This window comes from Ensifer sp. BR816 (assembly GCF_000378985.1).
Classification (GTDB): Bacteria; Pseudomonadota; Alphaproteobacteria; order Rhizobiales; family Rhizobiaceae; genus Sinorhizobium.
Genome location: NZ_KB905371.1, coordinates 534,625 through 552,014, shown reverse-complemented (window position 1 = coordinate 552,014; position 17,390 = coordinate 534,625). Strand labels below are relative to the sequence as shown.

Genomic DNA, 17,390 nt, shown 5'->3' with positions numbered 1-17,390 from the left:
ATCCCTGCAAGTGGCCGCAACATTCTTCGCCTGCAAGGATGAGCGGCGGATGCAGCACTGTCATGCGTTCCGTCACGATGGGCGCGTGGCTTGAGCCACGCGCCTCAAAGTGTTCTCACCGGAACGGCTGGGAGTACAGCAAGCCTCCCTTGGTCCACGGCGCGTTAAGCCCCCGCGCCAGGCGGATCGGCGTGTCGTCTCCGAGGTTAGCAGCAAAGATCTCGCCATAGTTTCCACCGGCGGCGACGGCACGCCTGGCCCATTCGGCATCAAGCCCCAGCATCTTGCCGAGATCGCCTTCCTTGCCGAGAAGGCGGTTGATTTCCGGATTGTCCGAGCCATCTGCAAGCTGGTCCACATTGGCCTGGGTCACGCCCAGCTCCTCGGCGGCAAACAGCGCGTTCTGCGTCCAGTGCACGATGTCCGCCCACTGCTCGTCCCCCTGGCGCACGATCGGTCCAAGCGGCTCCTTCGAGACGATCTCCGGCAGGATGACGTGGTCCGGCGGGTTCTTGAAGCTGGCGCGGACGGAGGCGAGATTGGAGCCGTCGCTGGTATAAACGTCGCAAGCTCCTGCCTGGTATTGCCGCTCTCCTTCGGCGCTTGAATCGACCGGTACCGGTTCATAGCTCATTTTGTTGATGCGGAAATATTCCGCGAGGTTGAGCTCCGTGGTGGTGCCTGACTGGATGCAGACGGTGGCGCCGTTGAGATCCTTGGCCGAGGACACGCCCAGTTCCTTCTTCACCAGGAAGGCTTGGCCATCGTAGAAGTTGGTGCCCGCGAAGGTAAGCTTCAGGTCGGTGTCGCGCGAAAAGGTCCAGGTGGTCGCACGCGACAGCACATCGATCTCGCCGGAGGCAAGGGCGGTAAAGCGGGTCTGACCGGTGGTCGGGACAAACTCGACCTTCATCGGATCGCCGAGCACGGCTGCAGCGACGGCCCGGCAGAATGCCACATCAAAGCCCTGCCAGACGCCCTTCGCATCAGGAGCTGAAAAGCCCGCCGTACCCGAGCTGACGCCGCAGTTGAGCTTGCCGCGCGCCTTTACCTCGTCGAGCGTTCCCGCCATTGCTGTACTGGACAGAAGAGCGGCTGCGCCGAGCGTTACCAGGAATAGAGATTTCTTCATTTTCGTTCCCCATTGGTTTTGTTACCGAAACTGACTTCGAATTTCTGTTGTCGAGTTCTCTTCGTTCCTCCCGTCGTTTTGCCCTTCTTCAGGCCGCGTCTGGTGACTACCTCAGACTGACCGTTCCGATTTCCATGCGCTGTTCGGCATCCTTTCTCAGCGTCATCCCGAAACCCGGCTCGGTCGGTACCGCCAACCGGCCGTCGACCGGCTGGAGGTCTTCCTCAAACAGGTCGCGATTGCAGGCTTTCAGTGAGAAGGTGTGGTGCTCGTGGATTTCGAAATTCGGGATCGCCGCTTCGAACTGAAGCGCCATCGCCGTCGAAAGCGGCGTGCCGCAGACATGCGCTTGAACCCCGACATCGAAGGCGTGCGCGAGATGCGCGATCTTCATACCCTCGGAGATTCCGCCAACCAGGCCGATATCAGGCTGGATCATGTCGATGGCACCCGCCTGCAGATAGGGCAAGAAGCCCCAGCGTGTGTAGAGCCGCTCTCCGGTCGCCATTGGGATCGGCGAGCGCGCCGCCACTTTCAGATGGGCTTCGGGGTTGTTGTAGTGAGTCGGTTCCTCGATGAAGAGCACACCGAATTCGGCGAACATCTCAGCAATCTGCAGTGCGGACGCGGTCGAGGTGAGCCCATTCAATTCGAGGATGATATCGACATCGGGACCGAGCCCCTCGCGAATGGCCTCCATCCTGTCATGAGCCAGCTTGCGGGTTTGCGGTGTCAGGAGGCTACGATGGCGCGCGCGTCCGCCGCCCGGAGCGACATAGACCGGACAGAGCTTGACGCAGTCATAGCCTTCCTCCCGCACTATCTGCGCGGTTTCGCGGTATTCGGCGGGGTCGTCGTGCATCCTGTGCTCCGCCTCCCAACCGAAATGCAGCTGGCTTGCATAGCAACGCAGCGGCTCCGGCGTCTTCGCGCCAAGCAGGCGATGAACGGGCAGTCCAGCAGCCTTGCCCTTGATGTCCCAGAGGGCCGCATCGAGCGCGCTCATGGCGCCGAAGATCACCGGTCCGCCGCCTTGCGCCCAGAACGATTGGCCCAGCATTTGCTCCCAGATGGTTTCGGTGTCGCTCGGGTCATGACCCAACACGAAACGCTCGGCGAGCTTGCGGATCATTGGCCCCACGGCCTCGGATCCCGTGCCGAACGCCAATGAAGCCTCGCCGAGCCCGGTAATGCCCGCTTCGGTGTGGATCCGTGCGAAGATGGGACGCCAGAGCGCGATGCCGTTCTGTCCGGAGAGGTCGATTTCCAGCGTCTCGACTTTGGTTATCTTCATTGCGACGACTCCAGCGAGCGTTTCATCCGGTTGTTGAAGTTGCGAGGATTGCAGTCATCGCGACCCCGCCGCGCCGCGCACAGAGGTCCCGCCGAGCGCGAGAAGGGCCAGTACGAGGGGAATGAAGGAGAGCGCGAGGATGACGTTCCAGCCGTAGGCTGTCAGCAGTCCCCCCGAGAGGAACGAGCCGAGGGTCATCGTTCCGAATACGGCGAAGTCGTTGAGCGACTGCACGCGCGCCTTCTCCTCGGGACGGTGGCATTCGAGCACCAGAGCGGACGCACCAAGGAACCCGAAGTTCCAGCCGACACCGAGCACGATGAGGGTGATCCAGAAATGCGCCACATCGACCCCCGTCAATCCGACGGCCGCCGAAATGCCCGTCAGAACAAGACCGGTCATGACCAGACTGGGCGCGCCGAAGCGCGTAATCAGGCGCCCCGTGAAGAAGCTCGGCGCGTACATCGCGATCACATGCCATTGAATGGCGAGGTTGGACGATTCCTGCGACAGGCCGCAGAGCTGCATGGCCAAAGGTGCCGCGGTCATGAGGAAGTTCATGAGCAGGTATGAGACGACCCCGCAGATCACGGCCGTTATGAAGCGTGGTTGGCGGGCGATGACACCAAGGGGGCGGCCGCCCGCTGCCTCCACTCTGGTGGGTGTCGGAAGCCGAACACCAATCAACAGCAGCGCCGAGACAGCAGCCACCGCCGCCTGGGCAAGATAGCTGGCGGCGAACATGTAGGGCATCGACAGATACATCGTATTGTTGACAAGCTGCGGCCCGATCACGCCGGCGAAGACCCCGCCGGCCATGACGAAGGACAGAGCGCGCGGACGTCGTTCAGCCGGCACGCAGTCTGCAGCAGCGAAACGGAAGGAAAGCACCACGGCGGCATAGGCGCCCCCGAAGAGCGTCGCTGCGCAGTAGAGCCAAAAGGAGCCAATCACCACCGCGAACGCCGCCAGAAGGCCGACGAGCACGCCGCACCCCGTTCCAACCAGAAAGGCTGTGCGGCGACCATATCGTTGGGCGATAGCGCCCGCCGGCAATGTCGAGAGCGCCATTCCCACGACGAACATCGAAATCGGCATCGTTGCGAGTGCCGGGGTAGGAGCGAGCGTGTTTCCGACGATCGCCCCGGTGGAGTACACGACTGCCGAATTCGCACCGCCCAAAGCCTGTGCAATCGTCAGCCTCGCAAGGTTGCCGCGTGCGGCGGCATAATAGGACGAGGCATCGGGTTCGAGCACGTTGCTTGCGGTAATTTCTGACATCCGGCTTCACAAGGCATGAGAGGACTGATCCGGCGCGAGCTGTGGTCGCGTCGGGCGGAAAAGGCGCTTGGCATTTGATGTGATTGGAAATTAGCGCGTTTTGATTTGGCTGTATTTCAATGGGCCGACAATCTATATAGAATAACTGCCAAAATGGAGCTCAAGCATGATCTGGCATCCGATCAACACACCGTCCGGGCTTCGCCCTCCCCAGCCGATAACGGTACGGGCGCAATCGATTCCCGCGCGCCATTACTTTCCGGAGCATTCACATACCTGGCACCAGTTGGTCTATGCCATCTCCGGCGTGCTGACGGTTTACACGGAAGCGGAGTCCTTCGTGATCACCCCGGATCAGGCCGTGTGGTTGCCGACCGGCGTCGTCCATCGGGTCGGTTCGCTTCTCGGCGCCGTGTTCCGCAGTCTCTGGATCGCCGACGAAGCCGGCGCGAACCTGCCGAAAGTCCCGACGATCTTCATGATGTCGCCATTGCTCCAAGCCTTGATCGTCGAGGCAACGGAGCTTGAGGAGCAGGAAGATAGGGATGAATATTCAGGCCGGGTGACTGCCCTCATCCTCGATCAGCTTGTACGAGTCCAGCCGCTGCCGTCGGCTTTGCCGTGGCCGCGAAGGGCGCCGCTGACCACACTGTGCGAGGCGCTTTATCTGGACCCGACGGATGACCGGGGCCCGGAGGAATGGGGCAAGTCGCTCAACATCTCCCCTCGGACGTTGGCTCGCCGCTTCAACACGGAACTGGGCATGAGTCTCCGCTCGTGGCGACGGCGGCTGCGGCTCTTCCGTTCGATAGAGCTTCTCGGCGGTGGTTTGGGTGTGACACAGGTCGCCATGGAGCTTGGTTACGGTTCGACATCCGCATTCGTTTATGCATTCCGCACGGAAATGGGCAGCAGTCCCCAGGCTTACATGCGCAGGCATGTAAGGGAGAGTGCAGGATCGACGACGGAGTTTGCCGGTCAGAATATGGCGGGCTGAGGAATGCAGCAGGGTGCGCGGCCGGGCTGCCCGGAACAGCGATCACACCGGTGGATCAAAGGCCCGGATCTCGGGCAAGTTTCCGTCGAAACGCTCCACCTGCACGGTCGTCAGTTGCCCGGTGCAGCCCTGGGCCAGCGCCGAGGTGCCGATGTCGCGGGTCAAGACATTCGGATTGCCGTGAACGCAGAGCGACTTCTCCTCGTTCGGATCGGCGGGATCATACCACGCTCCCGTCGCAAGCTGGATGACGCCGCGCCGGACGCCGTCCGAAAGGGTGACGGCTGCGAGGCATGCGCCGCGCTCGTCGGACAGCCGGATGATGTCGCCCTCGGAGATGCCGCGCGACGCCGCATCCCCGGGATGCATCGTCGCCACCTCCCGGCCCCGGTGCTTTGACGCGACGCTGTGCCCGCCGAAATCGAGCTGGCTGTGCAGACGCGTACGCGGCTGGTTGGAGATCAGCACATAGGGGTGCGGTCTCAGTGGGGACATAGACGGCTCCGAGCCAGGTGGGATGGCCCGGACAATCCGCTTCCTCAAAGCTCGCAATCGTTTCGGAGTAGATTTGCAGCTTGCCGCTTGGTGTCGGCAGTGGATTTGCCGCCGGATCGTTTCGGAAGGCCCGCAGGTATCCGCCATCGTCGGGTTGCTGCGGGAGGACGCAGCCCTCGCCTTTCCGGAATTCGTCAAAGCTCGGCGCCGGCAATCCCTGCGCCCCTCCGTGAAGGCCTCGCGCGCGTCGAGCCGCTCGGCAAGATCGGCGAAGATGGCGTAGTCGTCGCGTGCTTCGCCATAAGGGGGAGCGATAGGATGCATCGGCACAAGAAGCGGATCGTTGGAGTTGGCGCCGATGTCCTCGCGCTCCAGAGTCATCGTGCACGGCAGGACAAAGTCAGCATGGCGCGCGGTCGCCGTCCAGGCGAGCTCGTGTACGACCAGCGTGTCCAGGCGAGCAAAGGCCTTGCGCAGGCGGTTGAGATCCTGGTGATGATGGAAGGGATTGCCGCCGGCCCAATAGACCAGCTTAATCTCGGGATAGGTCCGGGTTTCACCATTGAAGCGATAGGCCTCGCCGGGATGAAGCAGCATATCCGCGATGCGCGCGACAGGGATGAAGTCGCTCACGCCGTTGCGCCGCGCCCCTGCGACAGCGTCGGGATCGGCACTGCATTGTAACGGCGTCCGTAATAGGCGATCGCGCCAAGCGCTTAGCCATAGCCACCGCCAGGCAAGCCGATCTGCCCAAGAGCAGCGGCAAGCACCATGCCCATCCAGACGAGTTGCTCGCCATGCTCGGCGCGCTGCAGGGAATGCGAGACGACGATTAGCGCGCGCTTTGCCATGCAGGCGCCTGGCGAGCGTGACGATCTCGTCAGCGGCCACTCCCCGTGAGGCCCGCCACCCACTCTGCATTTTCGGGCTGGCCGTCCGTCTCGTCGAGTAGGTAGCGCTCGAAGATCGGCCAGCCCGAGGTATAGCGTTCCAGAAAGGCACGATCATGCTTGCCCTCGACGACGAGCGTGTGGACAATCCCCATCATCAACGCGGTGTCGCCGGGTAAGCAGGAGAGCCATTCGGCGTTTCACCGGCCATACCGGCACCGGCAAGTCATGGCTGGCCTGTGCTTCCGGCAGGCAAGCGGCCAGGCTCGGTCACTCCGTGCTCTATGCGCGCGTGCCGCGCATGTTCGAGGATCTTGCCCTTGCCCGCCTCGACGGCTCCTTCCCCCGCCTCATCGACAAGCTCACTCGCGTCCAGTTCCTCATCCTCGATGACTTTGGAACACATACGCTCTCCGATCAGCAGCGCTTCCACCTGTTCGAAATCGTCGAGGAGAGCTATCAGAGAAAATCCACCCTGATCACAGCCCAGGTTCCCGTGGCAAGCTGGCACGATCTTATTGCCGACAGCACGGTCGCCGACGCATACTCGACCGTATCGTGCACAATGCTCACCGCATCACTCTCCGCGGCGAGAGCATGCGAAAGCAAAAAAGCACACCCCTCTTGACTGGTGCTGAAAACGGCGAAACCAGGCTGCCGAGGACCAACCTCGTCAAACTGTCCCGACTTTAGTGAAATTGCTGTCCGGGATTTAGCGGAATTAATGTCCAGCTTTTGCGAAGCGCGCACTCAGGGCACAGCCGCTCGCTACACTGCTGGCTATTACAAGGCTCTGCTGCCATGGGAGGTCGCCGCCTCAGCACACTGAGGCATAGTTGGTCGCCTCGCGCAGGCCACGTCGTCTACTGGACTCCTCAACCATTTGGGCCATGGATGGGTTTTATCCAAACAATTGATTTTACCAATCTGCGAGAATGCCCCATAGCACGTCCCCGCGGTGCCGGCGGAATGATCACCGTTTGGATGCGCAGTGGAAAGGAAATTTGCAAGACGTGGCTAGATGCAGTTCGTTCTTTCTGCGCGGATATCGATCCGGATGCCGACCCGAGTTTGTCGAGCCCGCTGGAGATTCATAACTATTGGACCCGCCCTCGTGACGAAGACGACCGCGTTGATGAGAGTCACTCCGACCTGAGGTTGGCGTATTTGAACGATTCGCCGGAGCAATCAAATGCACGTTCTCGATGTTAGTCAGATGATCCAGTCCTTCGTGAAATCGCTTGAGTTGGTTGTGATTTTCGCTACCGTTTGCGCCGCGCTGGAGCTAACCTTTCCGGCTTATCGCTACAGTTTTGCCTCATATGTTCGCGGCGTGCGGAATTGGATTATTCGCCTGGGATGGGGTGCGTTGATCTGGCACCTCTACGCGGTAAGCTTGGACTGGTTAGGGGTAAAGCCGCTCGTAACAATCGACTTCGGTACGTTGCTTCACTCTGACAACGCAATCATTAACAATGGATTGGCCGTCCTTTCAGGGGTCTTGGTCGCGATTGCCGGCGACTTCTTTTACTACTGGATGCACCGCGCTCAGCATGCTGTTCCATTCCTCTGGCGCCTGCACGCTACTCACCACTCGATCCGCGAATTGACGGCATGGAATTGCAATCATCACGTTACCGAGCCCATCATTTACGCAGCGTTAGTAGCACTACCACTCGCGCTGATCCACTTCGAGTCTGGCGTGGTGCCCGTTGTTGCCATGACCCTTATTACCTTTCAGGCCCATCTTTCACACTCTAGCACCCGCATCAATCTTGGGCCGCTTCGGTACATCATTGGCGATAATAAGTTCCACCGCATTCACCACTCGATGGAACCGCATCATCGGCACCGAAACTATGGATTCTTTACAACCGTCTGGGACACGATTTTTCTAACGGCATACTGGCCAAAAAAGAATGAGTGGCCAGAAGTTGGCCTCCGAGACCAGCCCGAGCCGCTCACCGTGCGCGATTACATTATGTTCCCATTCGATCGACGTCGCTGGCGTAGAGCTAAAGTCGGAAGTGATGTAGGGGCTGGGGATTGAATGGAGATCTACGCTTCGAATCTGACTGTCGAGATCCCAAAACCATCAAGAATGTGCATCATATCCGGCCCGAGACTTGAAGCGGGCACAGGATGTTCGAGTCAAAGATTTCTGGCGAAGATGCTACCGGCAAGTGTGACCACGACGTGTTCTGATATTCGCCTCCGAATCAAGTAGGTAGATTACCATCATCTGGTATGGATCGCGCAGCAAAGAAACGCATTCGGACGCGAAGTGTCGCGGCGATGCGGCTGCCAAGTGATTTCACTTGTGAGATGCAGGATTCACATGGTTGATAGGTCCCAGTACCGAGACGCAATGGCAGGTCTTGCTGCGGCAGTTAATATCGTCACGTCGAACGGGGCCGCGGGCCTTGCAGGATGTACAGTCTCCGCAGCCTGCTCGGTGACGGACGAGCCGCCGACGCTCCTCGTCTGCATCAATCGCTCGAGCGCCAACAACGAAATCATTCGCAAGAATGGAAATCTCTGTGTCAACGTTCTATCAGCCGATCAGCGTGACGTTGCGATGCAGTTTGCTACGAAGGGGCTGTCGGTCAGCGAACGCCTCGCCTGTGCTAAATGGAGTGTCCTTGAAACGGGCGCTCCGGTGCTCGATGGGGCTGTCTGTGCTATCGATTGTCAGATCGATTCTGCTTCGGAAGTGGGCACCCACACCGTTTTCTATTGCGCAGTGACGGCCGTTCGATATCAGCCCGGTTCTGATGGGCTCATCTATTTCGGGCGAGACTTCCACCGCGTTGGCGTCAGCGCTGTGCGTCTTGCCGAGATCCGGGCCTGAAGAAAATGGCAAGAGGGTCAAATCGGATCGTCTGCATTCGCTTGCCGCCCTACCGGCCGGCAAGGAATCGCTGGCGATCCTCAGGGCGGTTGCCGGAATTGGACGCACGCTGGGAATCACAACAACCGTCGAAGGCGTGGAGACTGCAGACCAGCTCGAGATTATCAAGGCCGAAGGCTTCGATGAGGCGCAAGGTTACCTCTTCGCACGTCCCCTGCCCGCTCCACAGTTACCGGAGCTTATGCAGTCATGGCTGGACAAAACTTCACCGTAGCCATTCCCGACCCGTCTGCCGAGGGCGGCTCCCTGTTCGACCATGTTCCTATTGGCAGCTAGAAAAGCCTCCACTGCTGCTACGGCAACAGGGAGGCTTCGCACCCGAGCGTTCGAATTCAAGGGGCCACTCGACAATAGTAAACCCGAGCCGCGCTGCAACAGAAAACTGGCCTCATGGCTGGCTAGCAGCCGGTGAAGAGACAGGCAGTCGCGTTGGATATCCTCCGCCCGCAACTTCGTCACGGCGTCACGACACGAAAGTGGTGAATCTGTCCGACATTTGAGAACATAGGGTGATCACGCGGCGAGGATCGATGTTTCTCGCCGCAGCGGCCTGAGGTCGGGGCTGTTCGTCGGGGTCCAGATGTAATCTCCGGTCAGGCTGATATGCTGCCAGCCGAGCGGGGTGATATGTTTGATCACATCCGGGGGCGTGGCGATGCCTTCACGATTGAGCTCGGCGAAAGCCGGTTCGAGATAGAGCGTATTCCAGTAGACAATGGCATTGATGAGCAGGTTCAGCCCGGATGCCCGGTAGAACTGGCTCTCGAAGGTCCTGTCCCGCAGCTCTCCGAGACGATTGAAGAACAGCGCGCGCGCCAAGGTGTTCTGGGCTTCGCTCTTGTTGAAGGCCGGCGGTTGCGTTCCTGCGCATTTCGGGGTTCTGCCACCATTGCGGCAAGAAGATTGTCCTGTTGATGCGACCGAGATCGCGAAGTGCGAGCGCCAGTCCGTTTTGACGCGGAAATGCGGACAGCTTCGCCAGCAAGGTCGAAGGTCGCACTTGGCCGGAACGGATTGTCGTGACGAGACGCAGGATATCATTCCAGTTTGCCTTGATCCGCTCGACATTGATGGGCTCGCCGATGAGGGACTCGAGATTTGGACGAGGCGTGTCACCAGGGAAGAGATATAGCTTGCGATCCTTGAGGCCGCGCAGCCGAGGCACAAGCTGGAAACCAACGAGATAGCAAAGCGCAAAACTCATGTCGCTCACGCCGCCGGTATCGACATAGTGGGTTTCGATAGCAAGATCGCTCCCATGGTAGAGCAGACCATCGAGAACATAGATGGCCTTGCTCGCATTGGCGTTCATGGCGATGATGTGGAAAGCCCCGTACTGGTCGGAGGTGAAGCGGTAGAATTTGGCGCCCGGGTTGGGGCCGTATCGCGCGTTGAGATCACCAATCGCCTCGGCGTGCCCTCCCGCCGGAAAATACTGGCCGTCAGAAGATGACGTGGTTCCATCGCCCCACAGCTTCGCAAGAGGCAATTGCCTCTGGGCGTTGACGAGGATGGCATGAGCGGCGGTGTAGCCTTCCTCGCGAATGTGCCAGTCATGCGCCCAGGCGAGCTGACGCATCGTCAACCCGGGCGACACATCGGCCATTCTCGTCAGGCCAAGATTGATACCGTCCGCTAGGATTGCGGTGAGCAAAGCGAGCTTGTCGTCGGCGCCCCGACTGGTGCGCAGATGTGTGAAAGCGTTGGAAAATCCCGTGCGGGCATCCACCTCGAGCAAAAGATCGGTGATGCGGATCGCGGGCAGACGGCTTTCCACCTTCGGCTTCAGCGACTTGGCGATGTCCGGAAACATCGCCTTGTGTGGCGTGACGCTGAAGCCAGCCTCGGTCAATTCGACATCGTCGAGCTCGCCGGCAGTCGCAAGACGAGAGAGGTCAGCCAATCCGTCATTCAGAATCTGGCGCTGCTGGTTGAGATAGGTTTCCACGTCGGTATCGACGGCGACTGGAAGCGGGCCTTCCTCGCGCATCAGCTCGAATGTCGGCCTGGGAATGAGAAAGCTTTCGAAGGACTGGAAGCGCTTCGCCCCCTCCACCCAGACATCGCCAGCATCAAGCCGGCGCTTCAGCTCGCTGAACAGGCAGAGTTCGTAGGCTCTGCGATCGATCTTGCCATCCTGCAGAATGAGAGACATCCAGCCTTTGGGGACGAAGGAGATCGGAGCCCTGTCCGGGATCGCGCGTTTCCCAGTGCGGTAGAGATCGGCAATCATGGAGAGCGCCCGCAAAAGATTCGCGGCCACGGCGTGACCGCGGAACACGAGTGTCGACAGAAATTGCGGTGCCAGTTTCCGGATCGTCGGATAGCGCTGGAGCATTTCGATTTTGCCGTCGATGACATCCGGCGCGATCAGAGTGTCGACCGCCTGGACATTGGCGACAAAGGCTGGCCATTGAACGACCTGTTCGAGCGCCTTGGCGATATCCTCGCCTTTCTCCTTGGCCTCGATGATCGCGTGGCAAACTTTCGAAACGTCCTTCAGTGGCTTCTGCACCTCCCGCACAGAGCGGGTGACGCGGGCGGCGGCCTGATTGTCGGCACGGCGCGTCAACATCCCCATGATGAGTTTCTTGAACATGTCGATGGCGCTGTCAGTCAGATGGCGGGAAAGATACAGTACCGTCGCCGCCAGCGCATGCCGGCGTTCGGGGTTGAGATCGCGCAGGTGCGCTCATTCGCACTCCCTCTGCGGCGAATTCATCAAAGACTTTGTCCGGAATGCGCTCCATCAACGTCGTCGGCAGGTTTAGTGATCGAAGAAAGCGAAGGCGCTCGGCGATTCTATCGAGATTGGTCGCGGCCGGCGATAATGCTGGTGTTCTCGCCCAGGGTATCCATCCGAGCAGAGCCGCAGGATTTTGAGCGCCGCGCGTGGTAACGTGGGTTCATGGAGATCGATGAGGACAAGGTCGACGATGCGGTTTTGGCGCTGCTATGGCTGACGCTGCATAACGAACGCTGTGCCTGGAAGGGCTTCGACTGGGCAACGACGGATCGGCTTCACAAGAAGGGCTTGATCGGCGACCCAGTCAACAAGTCGAAGTCATTGATCCTGACCGATGAAGGCTTGGCGCGTTCGGAAGCATTGTTCCGGGAGCTGTTTACGCGGCCGTCGCAATAGCCGTCCCTTTGTGTGTCTTCCATTGCCACGGCAGCAGTTCGTGCAGGCGGGAGACGGGAAGATCGGCGATGCGGCTAAACACATCGGCGAGCCACGCCTTTGGGTCGACGTCGTTGAGACGGCAAGTCGTGATGACGGAGAGCATGATGGCGGCACGATCGGCCCCACGCTGGGAGCCGGCGAAGGTCCAGTTTCGACGCCCGAGGGCAATTCCTCTCAGCGCGCGCTCGGCCGCATTGTTCGTGAGACAAATCCGGCCATCGTCGAGGAAACGGGCAAAGCCATCCCAGCGCTTCAGCATGTAATCGATCGGCTCGATCACCTCGGACGATTTGCTGAGCGAGGCGCGCTCCCGTTTCAGCCACGCGTGCATGTTATCGAACAGCGGCTTGCTCTTTTCCTGCCGCGCGGCCAGTCGTTCTGCGGCGCTCAATCCATTGATCTCGCGCTCGATCTCAAACAGCGCGTCGTACCGTTGGACGGCCTCCAATGCGATCGGCGAGATTGGCTTGCCCTTGCGTTTGCGGTCGCGGGCATTTTTCTGGATGTCGGCCAGCTCAAAGAATTTGCGCCGCGAGTGCGCATGACAAAAGGCGAAGGTGATCGGTACCGCTTTCTTTTCGGCGACACTGAGCGGCTCGAAGCCATTGTAGCAATCACTCTGCAGAATGCCGCCATATTCGGCCAGGTGCTTCTGCGGGTGCTCGCCGCGGCGGTCGCTCGACGCATAGTATATGGCCGCCGGCGCTGCCGCGCCGCCGTAGGGCCGGTCATCGCACACGTAGGTCCATATTCGCCCGGTCGTGCATTTGTCTTTGGCCTGGATGGGAATGGTGGTGTCGTCGCCAAAAAGCCGCTCGGCCGCGAAGACATGCGTTTCGATCAGATCAAAGATCGGCAGGAGCGCGGCCGTTCCATACCCGACCTGGTCGGCCAACGTCGAGGTCGAAAGCTCGATGCCCTCGCATTTGAACCGGGTGCTCTGGCGGTTGAGCGGGCTATGCATGCCGAACTTGTCAAAGAGGATCGTCGCCAGCAGATGAGGACCGATGAAGCCGCGCGGCGTCGCATGGAACGGCGCCGGCGCCTGGCTGATCTTCTCGCAGTCCCGGCAGCTAAATTTCTCGCGTACGGTTTCGATCACCTTGAACCGGCGCGGAACCTCCTCGAGCGTCTCGGTGACGTCCTCGCCCAGTTTCGACAGGCGCGACCCGCCGCAGCAGGCACAGGTGGCTGGCGGATCGATCACCACGCGCTCGCGCTCGATATCCTCCGGCCACGGCTTTCGGACCGGACGCTTGCGTGTGAACGAACGTACGCTCGCGGTCTTGGCGGCAGCCGCCTGGGCTGCAACCTCGTCCTCTGTCGCGGCCATCACCAGCTCTTCGAGCTGCAATTCCATCTGGTCGATCAGGCGCGCCGTGCGCTCGGAACGCTTTCCGCGAAGCTCCCGCCTCAGCTTTTCGATCGCCAGCTCCAGTTTGGCGATCAACGCCTCGCTGTCGGACAGCATCGCCTGGGCGTTGGCGGCTTGCGCCACCGCAATGTCCCGCTCCGCCACGACGGTGTCGCGCTCGGCAACAACGACATCACGTTCAGCCTGTAACATCTCACGCTCGGAAAGCAGCGCCAGATAGGCGCTCGCAAGGTCCGCAGGAAGATCCACAGGCTTCGAAGTCATGAAGCCATTCGATCAGATTCATTCAATATTTTCAATGGAATAATGTTATCCGACCCGTGTCGGACGCCAGGTTTCCTGCGGATTGCGCCAGTCGATCCCGGACAACAAATAGGACAATTGCGCCGGTGAGATCGCGACCGCCCCGCCCTCCATATTCGGCCAGATAAACCGGCCCTTCTCCAGCCGCCGGGTAAAAAGGCAGGCACCCAGACCATCATGCCAGATGATCTTCAAAATATCCGATCTGCGCCCCCTGAAGACGAAGAGATGCCCGGACAACGGATCATGCTGCAGAACCTCCTGCACCCGAAGCGCCAGGGAGGGAAAGCCACAGCGCATGTCCGTATAGCCCGTCGAAAGCCAGACCTTGACCCCTGTTCCCAGCGGAAACGGATTCATCGCTGCGCCTCCAACCCACGCAAGACCCGAAGCAGCGCTTCAACGTCGACATCGCGGTCCACGATCACGCGACGACCGTTGGCGCTGACAACCTCCATCCGGCCGGCGTTCGGCAACGACCCTGCTACCGGCTCTACCTCTGGGACAAGCAGCGCCGGCACAAAGCCGCCCACAGGCGACGCAACATCCAGTTGCCACGCTCGAGCGAGCCGGCGCCATTCATATAACTGCGAACGCGATATTCCATGTCGCCGCGCCGTCGTCGCACACAAGCCAGGTTCCGAATAGCTCTCCGCGACAATCTGGAGCTTCATCTCTTTGCTAAAACGACGACGCCGGCCGCAATCGATAATCTCAAGTCGTTCCATTCCGCACTGTCCGTATTGACGTCAATAAGGACAGTCAGTGCCAAATCCGACAATTCCTACAAGGCGGCCCACCTCGGATGCGTACCGCCCAGGCGAGAACGGTGACGCTTGTCCCCTCACGCGGGTCAAGAAGTCTGTCCAGATCGAGCTTGTGGCCCTCCGACAACCCGCCCGCCAGCGCCCGGTGAGCGATGCGAACCCCGCGCCGGATTGCCAAATGAAGGATAGCTTCAAGCGCGGGGCGCGCTGGCAGGAGAATGCGGCGACGGCGCAATTCTTCGACCACCATGTCTGCCAATGCATCGGCCTGGCGCAACGTTTGCGTGGCAGGCGTCAGCCAGCCTGTGAGCGCTTTCACGTCCGCGGGCGCAAAAGGACGCAACTTCATCCTGTCGAAAAGCAGGGCGAGATGCTCGCGTCGGGTCTGCGGGCGCTCGAAATAACGTTCGATCTCGTGGTGATCGACACCGATCTTCCGTGCCAGAAACCGCAAAACGCCGGCTGGCAAGATCTCCCCATCCGCAAGCGGTCGGCCGGGATATCGCAGCAGGGCCATGACACAGACAAGGCCTAGCCTGTTCGAAGCCTTGTTCTGCCGCATGATCAGATCGAGATCCGGCCGGTCCAGCGTGCAATGTTTGGCGATCTCCCTTTCGTCCTCTGGGATGGTTGTCGCCTGTTGCCACCATATCTCTCTCTCAGCAGTGCTCTTCGTGCCATTGTCTCTGCTTTCAGTTTCGATGCGGACACCGTAGCGAATTCGAAAATCCATGTCCGACAAACGACCGTTTCTCGGCTTCCCCAGTTTTTGTCCGTCAACATTGCCATTGGACGGCAAATCGGACATTGTCCGAATTCAATGAGAAAGCGGACAAATCACAGCACATGACCGCGATATGCTATGCGAGGGTCTCCACTGGGGATCAGGATACGGCTCTGCAACTCGACGCCTTGCAGAAAGCTGGCTGCGAGAAGCTGTTCGAAGACAAAGCGTCAGGCGTGAAGACCGACCGGCCAGGACTGGCGGAAGCCATTCGCTATTCTCGAGATGGCGACACGCTCACAGTCTGGAAGCTCGACCGCCTCGGCCGATCGATGAAACACCTCATCGAGATCGAACTCGAGGCCAAGGCGTCGGCTTCCGGTCCATCACTGAAAATATCGACACCACGACGTCCGGCGGCCGTCTGGTCTTCCATCTGTTTGGGGCACTGGCGCAGTTTGAGCGTGATCTGATCCGGGAACGAACACGTGCCGGTCTGCAAGCCGCAGAGGAGCGCGGCCGACGCGGTGGCCGACAAGTCGTCGTAACCCCGGAGAAGCTTGCCAAAGCCCGTCAGCATCTGGCGGCCGGTTTGAACGTCCGGGAAGCCGCGGCCCGCGTCAAAATCGGGAAAACCGCCCTCTACGAAGCTCTCAGGGCCGAAAAATCAACGACATCCACGGTTAAACCAACCTGAGTTCCAGATACTTCTCAAAAGTCGGACAGATTCACCACTCTGATATTGTGATGACAATCGGAGGCGTGCCTCGAAGGTCATCGCTAGCAGCCTCCTATCATGCCATAACCTTTTTCTAGAGTGATTGACACGCCATGCGATCTTGAGCGGGCTGCCAGATCATCGATCATCTCAGCTGCTAGAGTCTTCGGCGCTGGAACCGGCACGATGCGCTCATGATAATTTTGGGCGTCTAACGGCTCGCCTCCAATGACGACGGGATGGAGATCGACCGACTGCAACCGAGCGTTAGGATCGAAACGGCAGGTTGCCACAACACTTTTCCAAACCTCCGGCGCGCTCCACTCGACCTCGCCTTCATGCAAGTGGAACAGGAAGTTGCCGAGCCCGAAAAAGATCGGCGCACCACGGTAGATTTCAATCGGCTGCATGACCGGTGCGCCATGGCTGACGAAGGCGCCAGCCCCCGCATCAACGCAAGCACGCGCAAGGGATTGAACCCAGCCGGGAACTTCCCGCCAGTTCGGTTCCCAATGGTGATGGTGGAGATAGGCGATAACGAATGCCCCCTCCGACGCGGCCCGGCTGATCGCGGACAGGTGGCCTTGCAGGCTCGCCTCGTCTACGAGAATCCTGCGCCTGTTCTCAGAAGCCCGGCGAAAGACCGTGCCATAGAAATCGATCTCGTCATCGGATCTCAGGTCGACCGGATCGTGCGGCTGGGCATAGTTGGCTCGTTCCATATAGTTGCTCTGGAAAGTCTCCTGAATGCCGGTCAGGGCTGCAAAACCACCGCTATCAACCTCGAACAACCTTGAAACGTCGAGCCCGTTGACACCCGGCCGGGCAGGACGTCGGTCCGTCGCGTCGGCGGCGTACATCGTCGCCGGGCCTGGTCCGGCGTCCATGGCAACGAGTGCCACCTGCCTTGTGCCGAAGGTCTTCAATCCCGGCCGGCGAGCATCCGCGGCATCGACACCGATGCCGGCGTGAAGAAATCCTCTCTCCGCCACCTCGTCGAGCGTCGACAGAACGCCAGAAGGGCCGAGATCGAAGGCGTGGTTGTTGGAGAGCGCCAGGGCGTTAAAGCCGATATGTTCTAGCGCATCCAGCACCACGGGTGCCGAACAGCCGAAGTAGGAGCCCTTCATCGGCCATCCACCATGCCGTCCCAAAATCGTGGTCTCGAAATTCGTGAAGGCGATGTCGGCCTGCCGGATCAACGCCTTGATCGCCGAGAAACCTTCGTCCGAAACCTGCCGAACATCATGATGAATGAGAGATTGCCCGGTCAGGACAAGCGTGAACGGTGAAGACATGGTAACAACCTTGGAGATGAA

12 protein-coding genes and 5 pseudogenes are annotated in these 17,390 nt (G+C 60.0%); 7 read left to right on the top strand and 10 right to left on the bottom strand.

What is annotated here, in order from left to right:
* Positions 1-115: 115 nt before the first annotated feature.
* The 3 genes from RHIBR816_RS0132270 to RHIBR816_RS0132260 form a co-directional block, all read right to left on the bottom strand.
* Positions 116-1,132, bottom strand: a complete 1,017-nt coding sequence (locus tag RHIBR816_RS0132270; protein WP_018240718.1) for an amino acid ABC transporter substrate-binding protein — start codon at positions 1,130-1,132, stop codon at positions 116-118.
* A 106-nt stretch (positions 1,133-1,238) separates the two neighbouring features.
* The gene (locus RHIBR816_RS0132265) at positions 1,239-2,426 is read right to left on the bottom strand and encodes a mandelate racemase/muconate lactonizing enzyme family protein (protein WP_018240717.1); all 1,188 of its coding nucleotides are present in this window, start codon (positions 2,424-2,426) and stop codon (positions 1,239-1,241) included.
* Positions 2,427-2,480: 54 nt separating this feature from the next.
* Positions 2,481-3,707, bottom strand: a complete 1,227-nt coding sequence (locus RHIBR816_RS0132260; RefSeq protein WP_018240716.1) for an MFS transporter — start codon at positions 3,705-3,707, stop codon at positions 2,481-2,483.
* 166 nt (positions 3,708-3,873) lie between these two features.
* On the opposite strand from RHIBR816_RS0132260, the gene RHIBR816_RS0132255 reads away from it, so the two are divergent.
* On the top strand, positions 3,874-4,704 hold the full coding sequence (locus RHIBR816_RS0132255) for a helix-turn-helix domain-containing protein (RefSeq protein ID WP_018240715.1): 831 nt from the start codon (positions 3,874-3,876) through the stop codon (positions 4,702-4,704).
* A 42-nt stretch (positions 4,705-4,746) separates the two neighbouring features.
* On the opposite strand, the pseudogene RHIBR816_RS35030 reads toward RHIBR816_RS0132255, so the two are convergent.
* Positions 4,747-6,286: pseudogene (locus RHIBR816_RS35030) on the bottom strand (molybdopterin-dependent oxidoreductase); the annotation flags it as partial.
* A 5-nt stretch (positions 6,287-6,291) separates the two neighbouring features.
* On the opposite strand from RHIBR816_RS35030, the pseudogene RHIBR816_RS35025 reads away from it, so the two are divergent.
* From RHIBR816_RS35025 to RHIBR816_RS39135, 4 genes and pseudogenes are all read left to right on the top strand, one after another.
* Positions 6,292-6,782: pseudogene (locus RHIBR816_RS35025) on the top strand (ATP-binding protein); the annotation flags it as partial.
* Positions 6,783-7,281: 499 nt separating this feature from the next.
* Positions 7,282-8,139 carry a sterol desaturase family protein gene (locus tag RHIBR816_RS0132240; RefSeq protein WP_018240714.1) on the top strand — a complete coding sequence of 286 codons (858 nt, stop codon included), beginning with the start codon at positions 7,282-7,284 and terminating at the stop codon, positions 8,137-8,139.
* Between the two features lie 318 nt (positions 8,140-8,457).
* Positions 8,458-8,940, top strand: a complete 483-nt coding sequence (locus tag RHIBR816_RS0132235) for a flavin reductase (protein ID WP_245262786.1) — start codon at positions 8,458-8,460, stop codon at positions 8,938-8,940.
* A 49-nt stretch (positions 8,941-8,989) separates the two neighbouring features.
* Positions 8,990-9,214: pseudogene (locus RHIBR816_RS39135) on the top strand (EAL domain-containing protein); the annotation flags it as partial.
* Positions 9,215-9,513: 299 nt separating this feature from the next.
* Here the strand turns inward: RHIBR816_RS39135 and RHIBR816_RS36865 are convergent.
* Positions 9,514-11,855, bottom strand: a pseudogene (locus tag RHIBR816_RS36865) (Tn3 family transposase); the annotation flags it as partial.
* A 53-nt stretch (positions 11,856-11,908) separates the two neighbouring features.
* On the opposite strand from RHIBR816_RS36865, the gene RHIBR816_RS0132215 reads away from it, so the two are divergent.
* Positions 11,909-12,142, top strand: coding sequence for a DUF6429 family protein (locus tag RHIBR816_RS0132215; protein ID WP_018240711.1), 234 nt, complete (start codon positions 11,909-11,911; stop codon positions 12,140-12,142).
* On the opposite strand, the gene RHIBR816_RS0132210 is transcribed toward RHIBR816_RS0132215, so the two are convergent.
* The 4 genes from RHIBR816_RS0132210 to RHIBR816_RS0132195 are packed head-to-tail and all read right to left on the bottom strand — an operon-like array spanning position 12,123 to position 15,437.
* Positions 12,123-13,823: an IS66 family transposase gene (locus tag RHIBR816_RS0132210; RefSeq protein ID WP_018240710.1), complete on the bottom strand. Its 1,701-nt coding sequence runs from the start codon at positions 13,821-13,823 to the stop codon at positions 12,123-12,125. The genes RHIBR816_RS0132215 and RHIBR816_RS0132210 overlap by 20 nt on opposite strands.
* A gap of 45 nt (positions 13,824-13,868) precedes the next feature.
* On the bottom strand, positions 13,869-14,222 hold the full coding sequence (gene tnpB, locus RHIBR816_RS0132205; RefSeq protein ID WP_018240709.1) for an IS66 family insertion sequence element accessory protein TnpB: 354 nt from the start codon (positions 14,220-14,222) through the stop codon (positions 13,869-13,871).
* Positions 14,219-14,590 carry a transposase gene (locus tag RHIBR816_RS0132200; RefSeq protein WP_018240708.1) on the bottom strand — a complete coding sequence of 124 codons (372 nt, stop codon included), beginning with the start codon at positions 14,588-14,590 and terminating at the stop codon, positions 14,219-14,221. The genes tnpB and RHIBR816_RS0132200 overlap by 4 nt, the downstream gene beginning before the upstream one ends.
* 34 nt (positions 14,591-14,624) lie before the next feature.
* On the bottom strand, positions 14,625-15,437 hold the full coding sequence (locus tag RHIBR816_RS0132195) for a DUF4158 domain-containing protein (RefSeq protein ID WP_084811381.1): 813 nt from the start codon (positions 15,435-15,437) through the stop codon (positions 14,625-14,627).
* A 38-nt stretch (positions 15,438-15,475) separates the two neighbouring features.
* Between RHIBR816_RS0132195 and RHIBR816_RS35015 the strand changes: the two are divergent.
* Positions 15,476-16,050 (top strand): annotated as a pseudogene (locus tag RHIBR816_RS35015) (recombinase family protein).
* An 83-nt stretch (positions 16,051-16,133) separates the two neighbouring features.
* Here the strand turns inward: RHIBR816_RS35015 and RHIBR816_RS0132185 are convergent.
* Positions 16,134-17,369: a CapA family protein gene (locus RHIBR816_RS0132185; RefSeq protein ID WP_018240707.1), complete on the bottom strand. Its 1,236-nt coding sequence runs from the start codon at positions 17,367-17,369 to the stop codon at positions 16,134-16,136.
* Positions 17,370-17,390 lie beyond the last annotated feature (21 nt).

Coding starts and splice junctions, on each gene's coding strand:
- RHIBR816_RS0132270 (WP_018240718.1), bottom strand. CDS start 1,132: ATGAAGAAATCTCTATTCCTGGTAACGCTCGGCGCAGCCGCTCTTCTG.
- RHIBR816_RS0132265 (WP_018240717.1), bottom strand. CDS start 2,426: ATGAAGATAACCAAAGTCGAGACGCTGGAAATCGACCTCTCCGGACAG.
- RHIBR816_RS0132260 (WP_018240716.1), bottom strand. CDS start 3,707: ATGTCAGAAATTACCGCAAGCAACGTGCTCGAACCCGATGCCTCGTCC.
- RHIBR816_RS0132255 (WP_018240715.1), top strand. CDS start 3,874: ATGATCTGGCATCCGATCAACACACCGTCCGGGCTTCGCCCTCCCCAG.
- RHIBR816_RS0132240 (WP_018240714.1), top strand. CDS start 7,282: ATGCACGTTCTCGATGTTAGTCAGATGATCCAGTCCTTCGTGAAATCG.
- RHIBR816_RS0132235 (WP_245262786.1), top strand. CDS start 8,458: ATGGCAGGTCTTGCTGCGGCAGTTAATATCGTCACGTCGAACGGGGCC.
- RHIBR816_RS0132215 (WP_018240711.1), top strand. CDS start 11,909: ATGGAGATCGATGAGGACAAGGTCGACGATGCGGTTTTGGCGCTGCTA.
- RHIBR816_RS0132210 (WP_018240710.1), bottom strand. CDS start 13,823: ATGACTTCGAAGCCTGTGGATCTTCCTGCGGACCTTGCGAGCGCCTAT.
- tnpB (WP_018240709.1), bottom strand. CDS start 14,222: ATGAATCCGTTTCCGCTGGGAACAGGGGTCAAGGTCTGGCTTTCGACG.
- RHIBR816_RS0132200 (WP_018240708.1), bottom strand. CDS start 14,590: ATGGAACGACTTGAGATTATCGATTGCGGCCGGCGTCGTCGTTTTAGC.
- RHIBR816_RS0132195 (WP_084811381.1), bottom strand. CDS start 15,437: ATGTCCGATTTGCCGTCCAATGGCAATGTTGACGGACAAAAACTGGGG.
- RHIBR816_RS0132185 (WP_018240707.1), bottom strand. CDS start 17,369: ATGTCTTCACCGTTCACGCTTGTCCTGACCGGGCAATCTCTCATTCAT.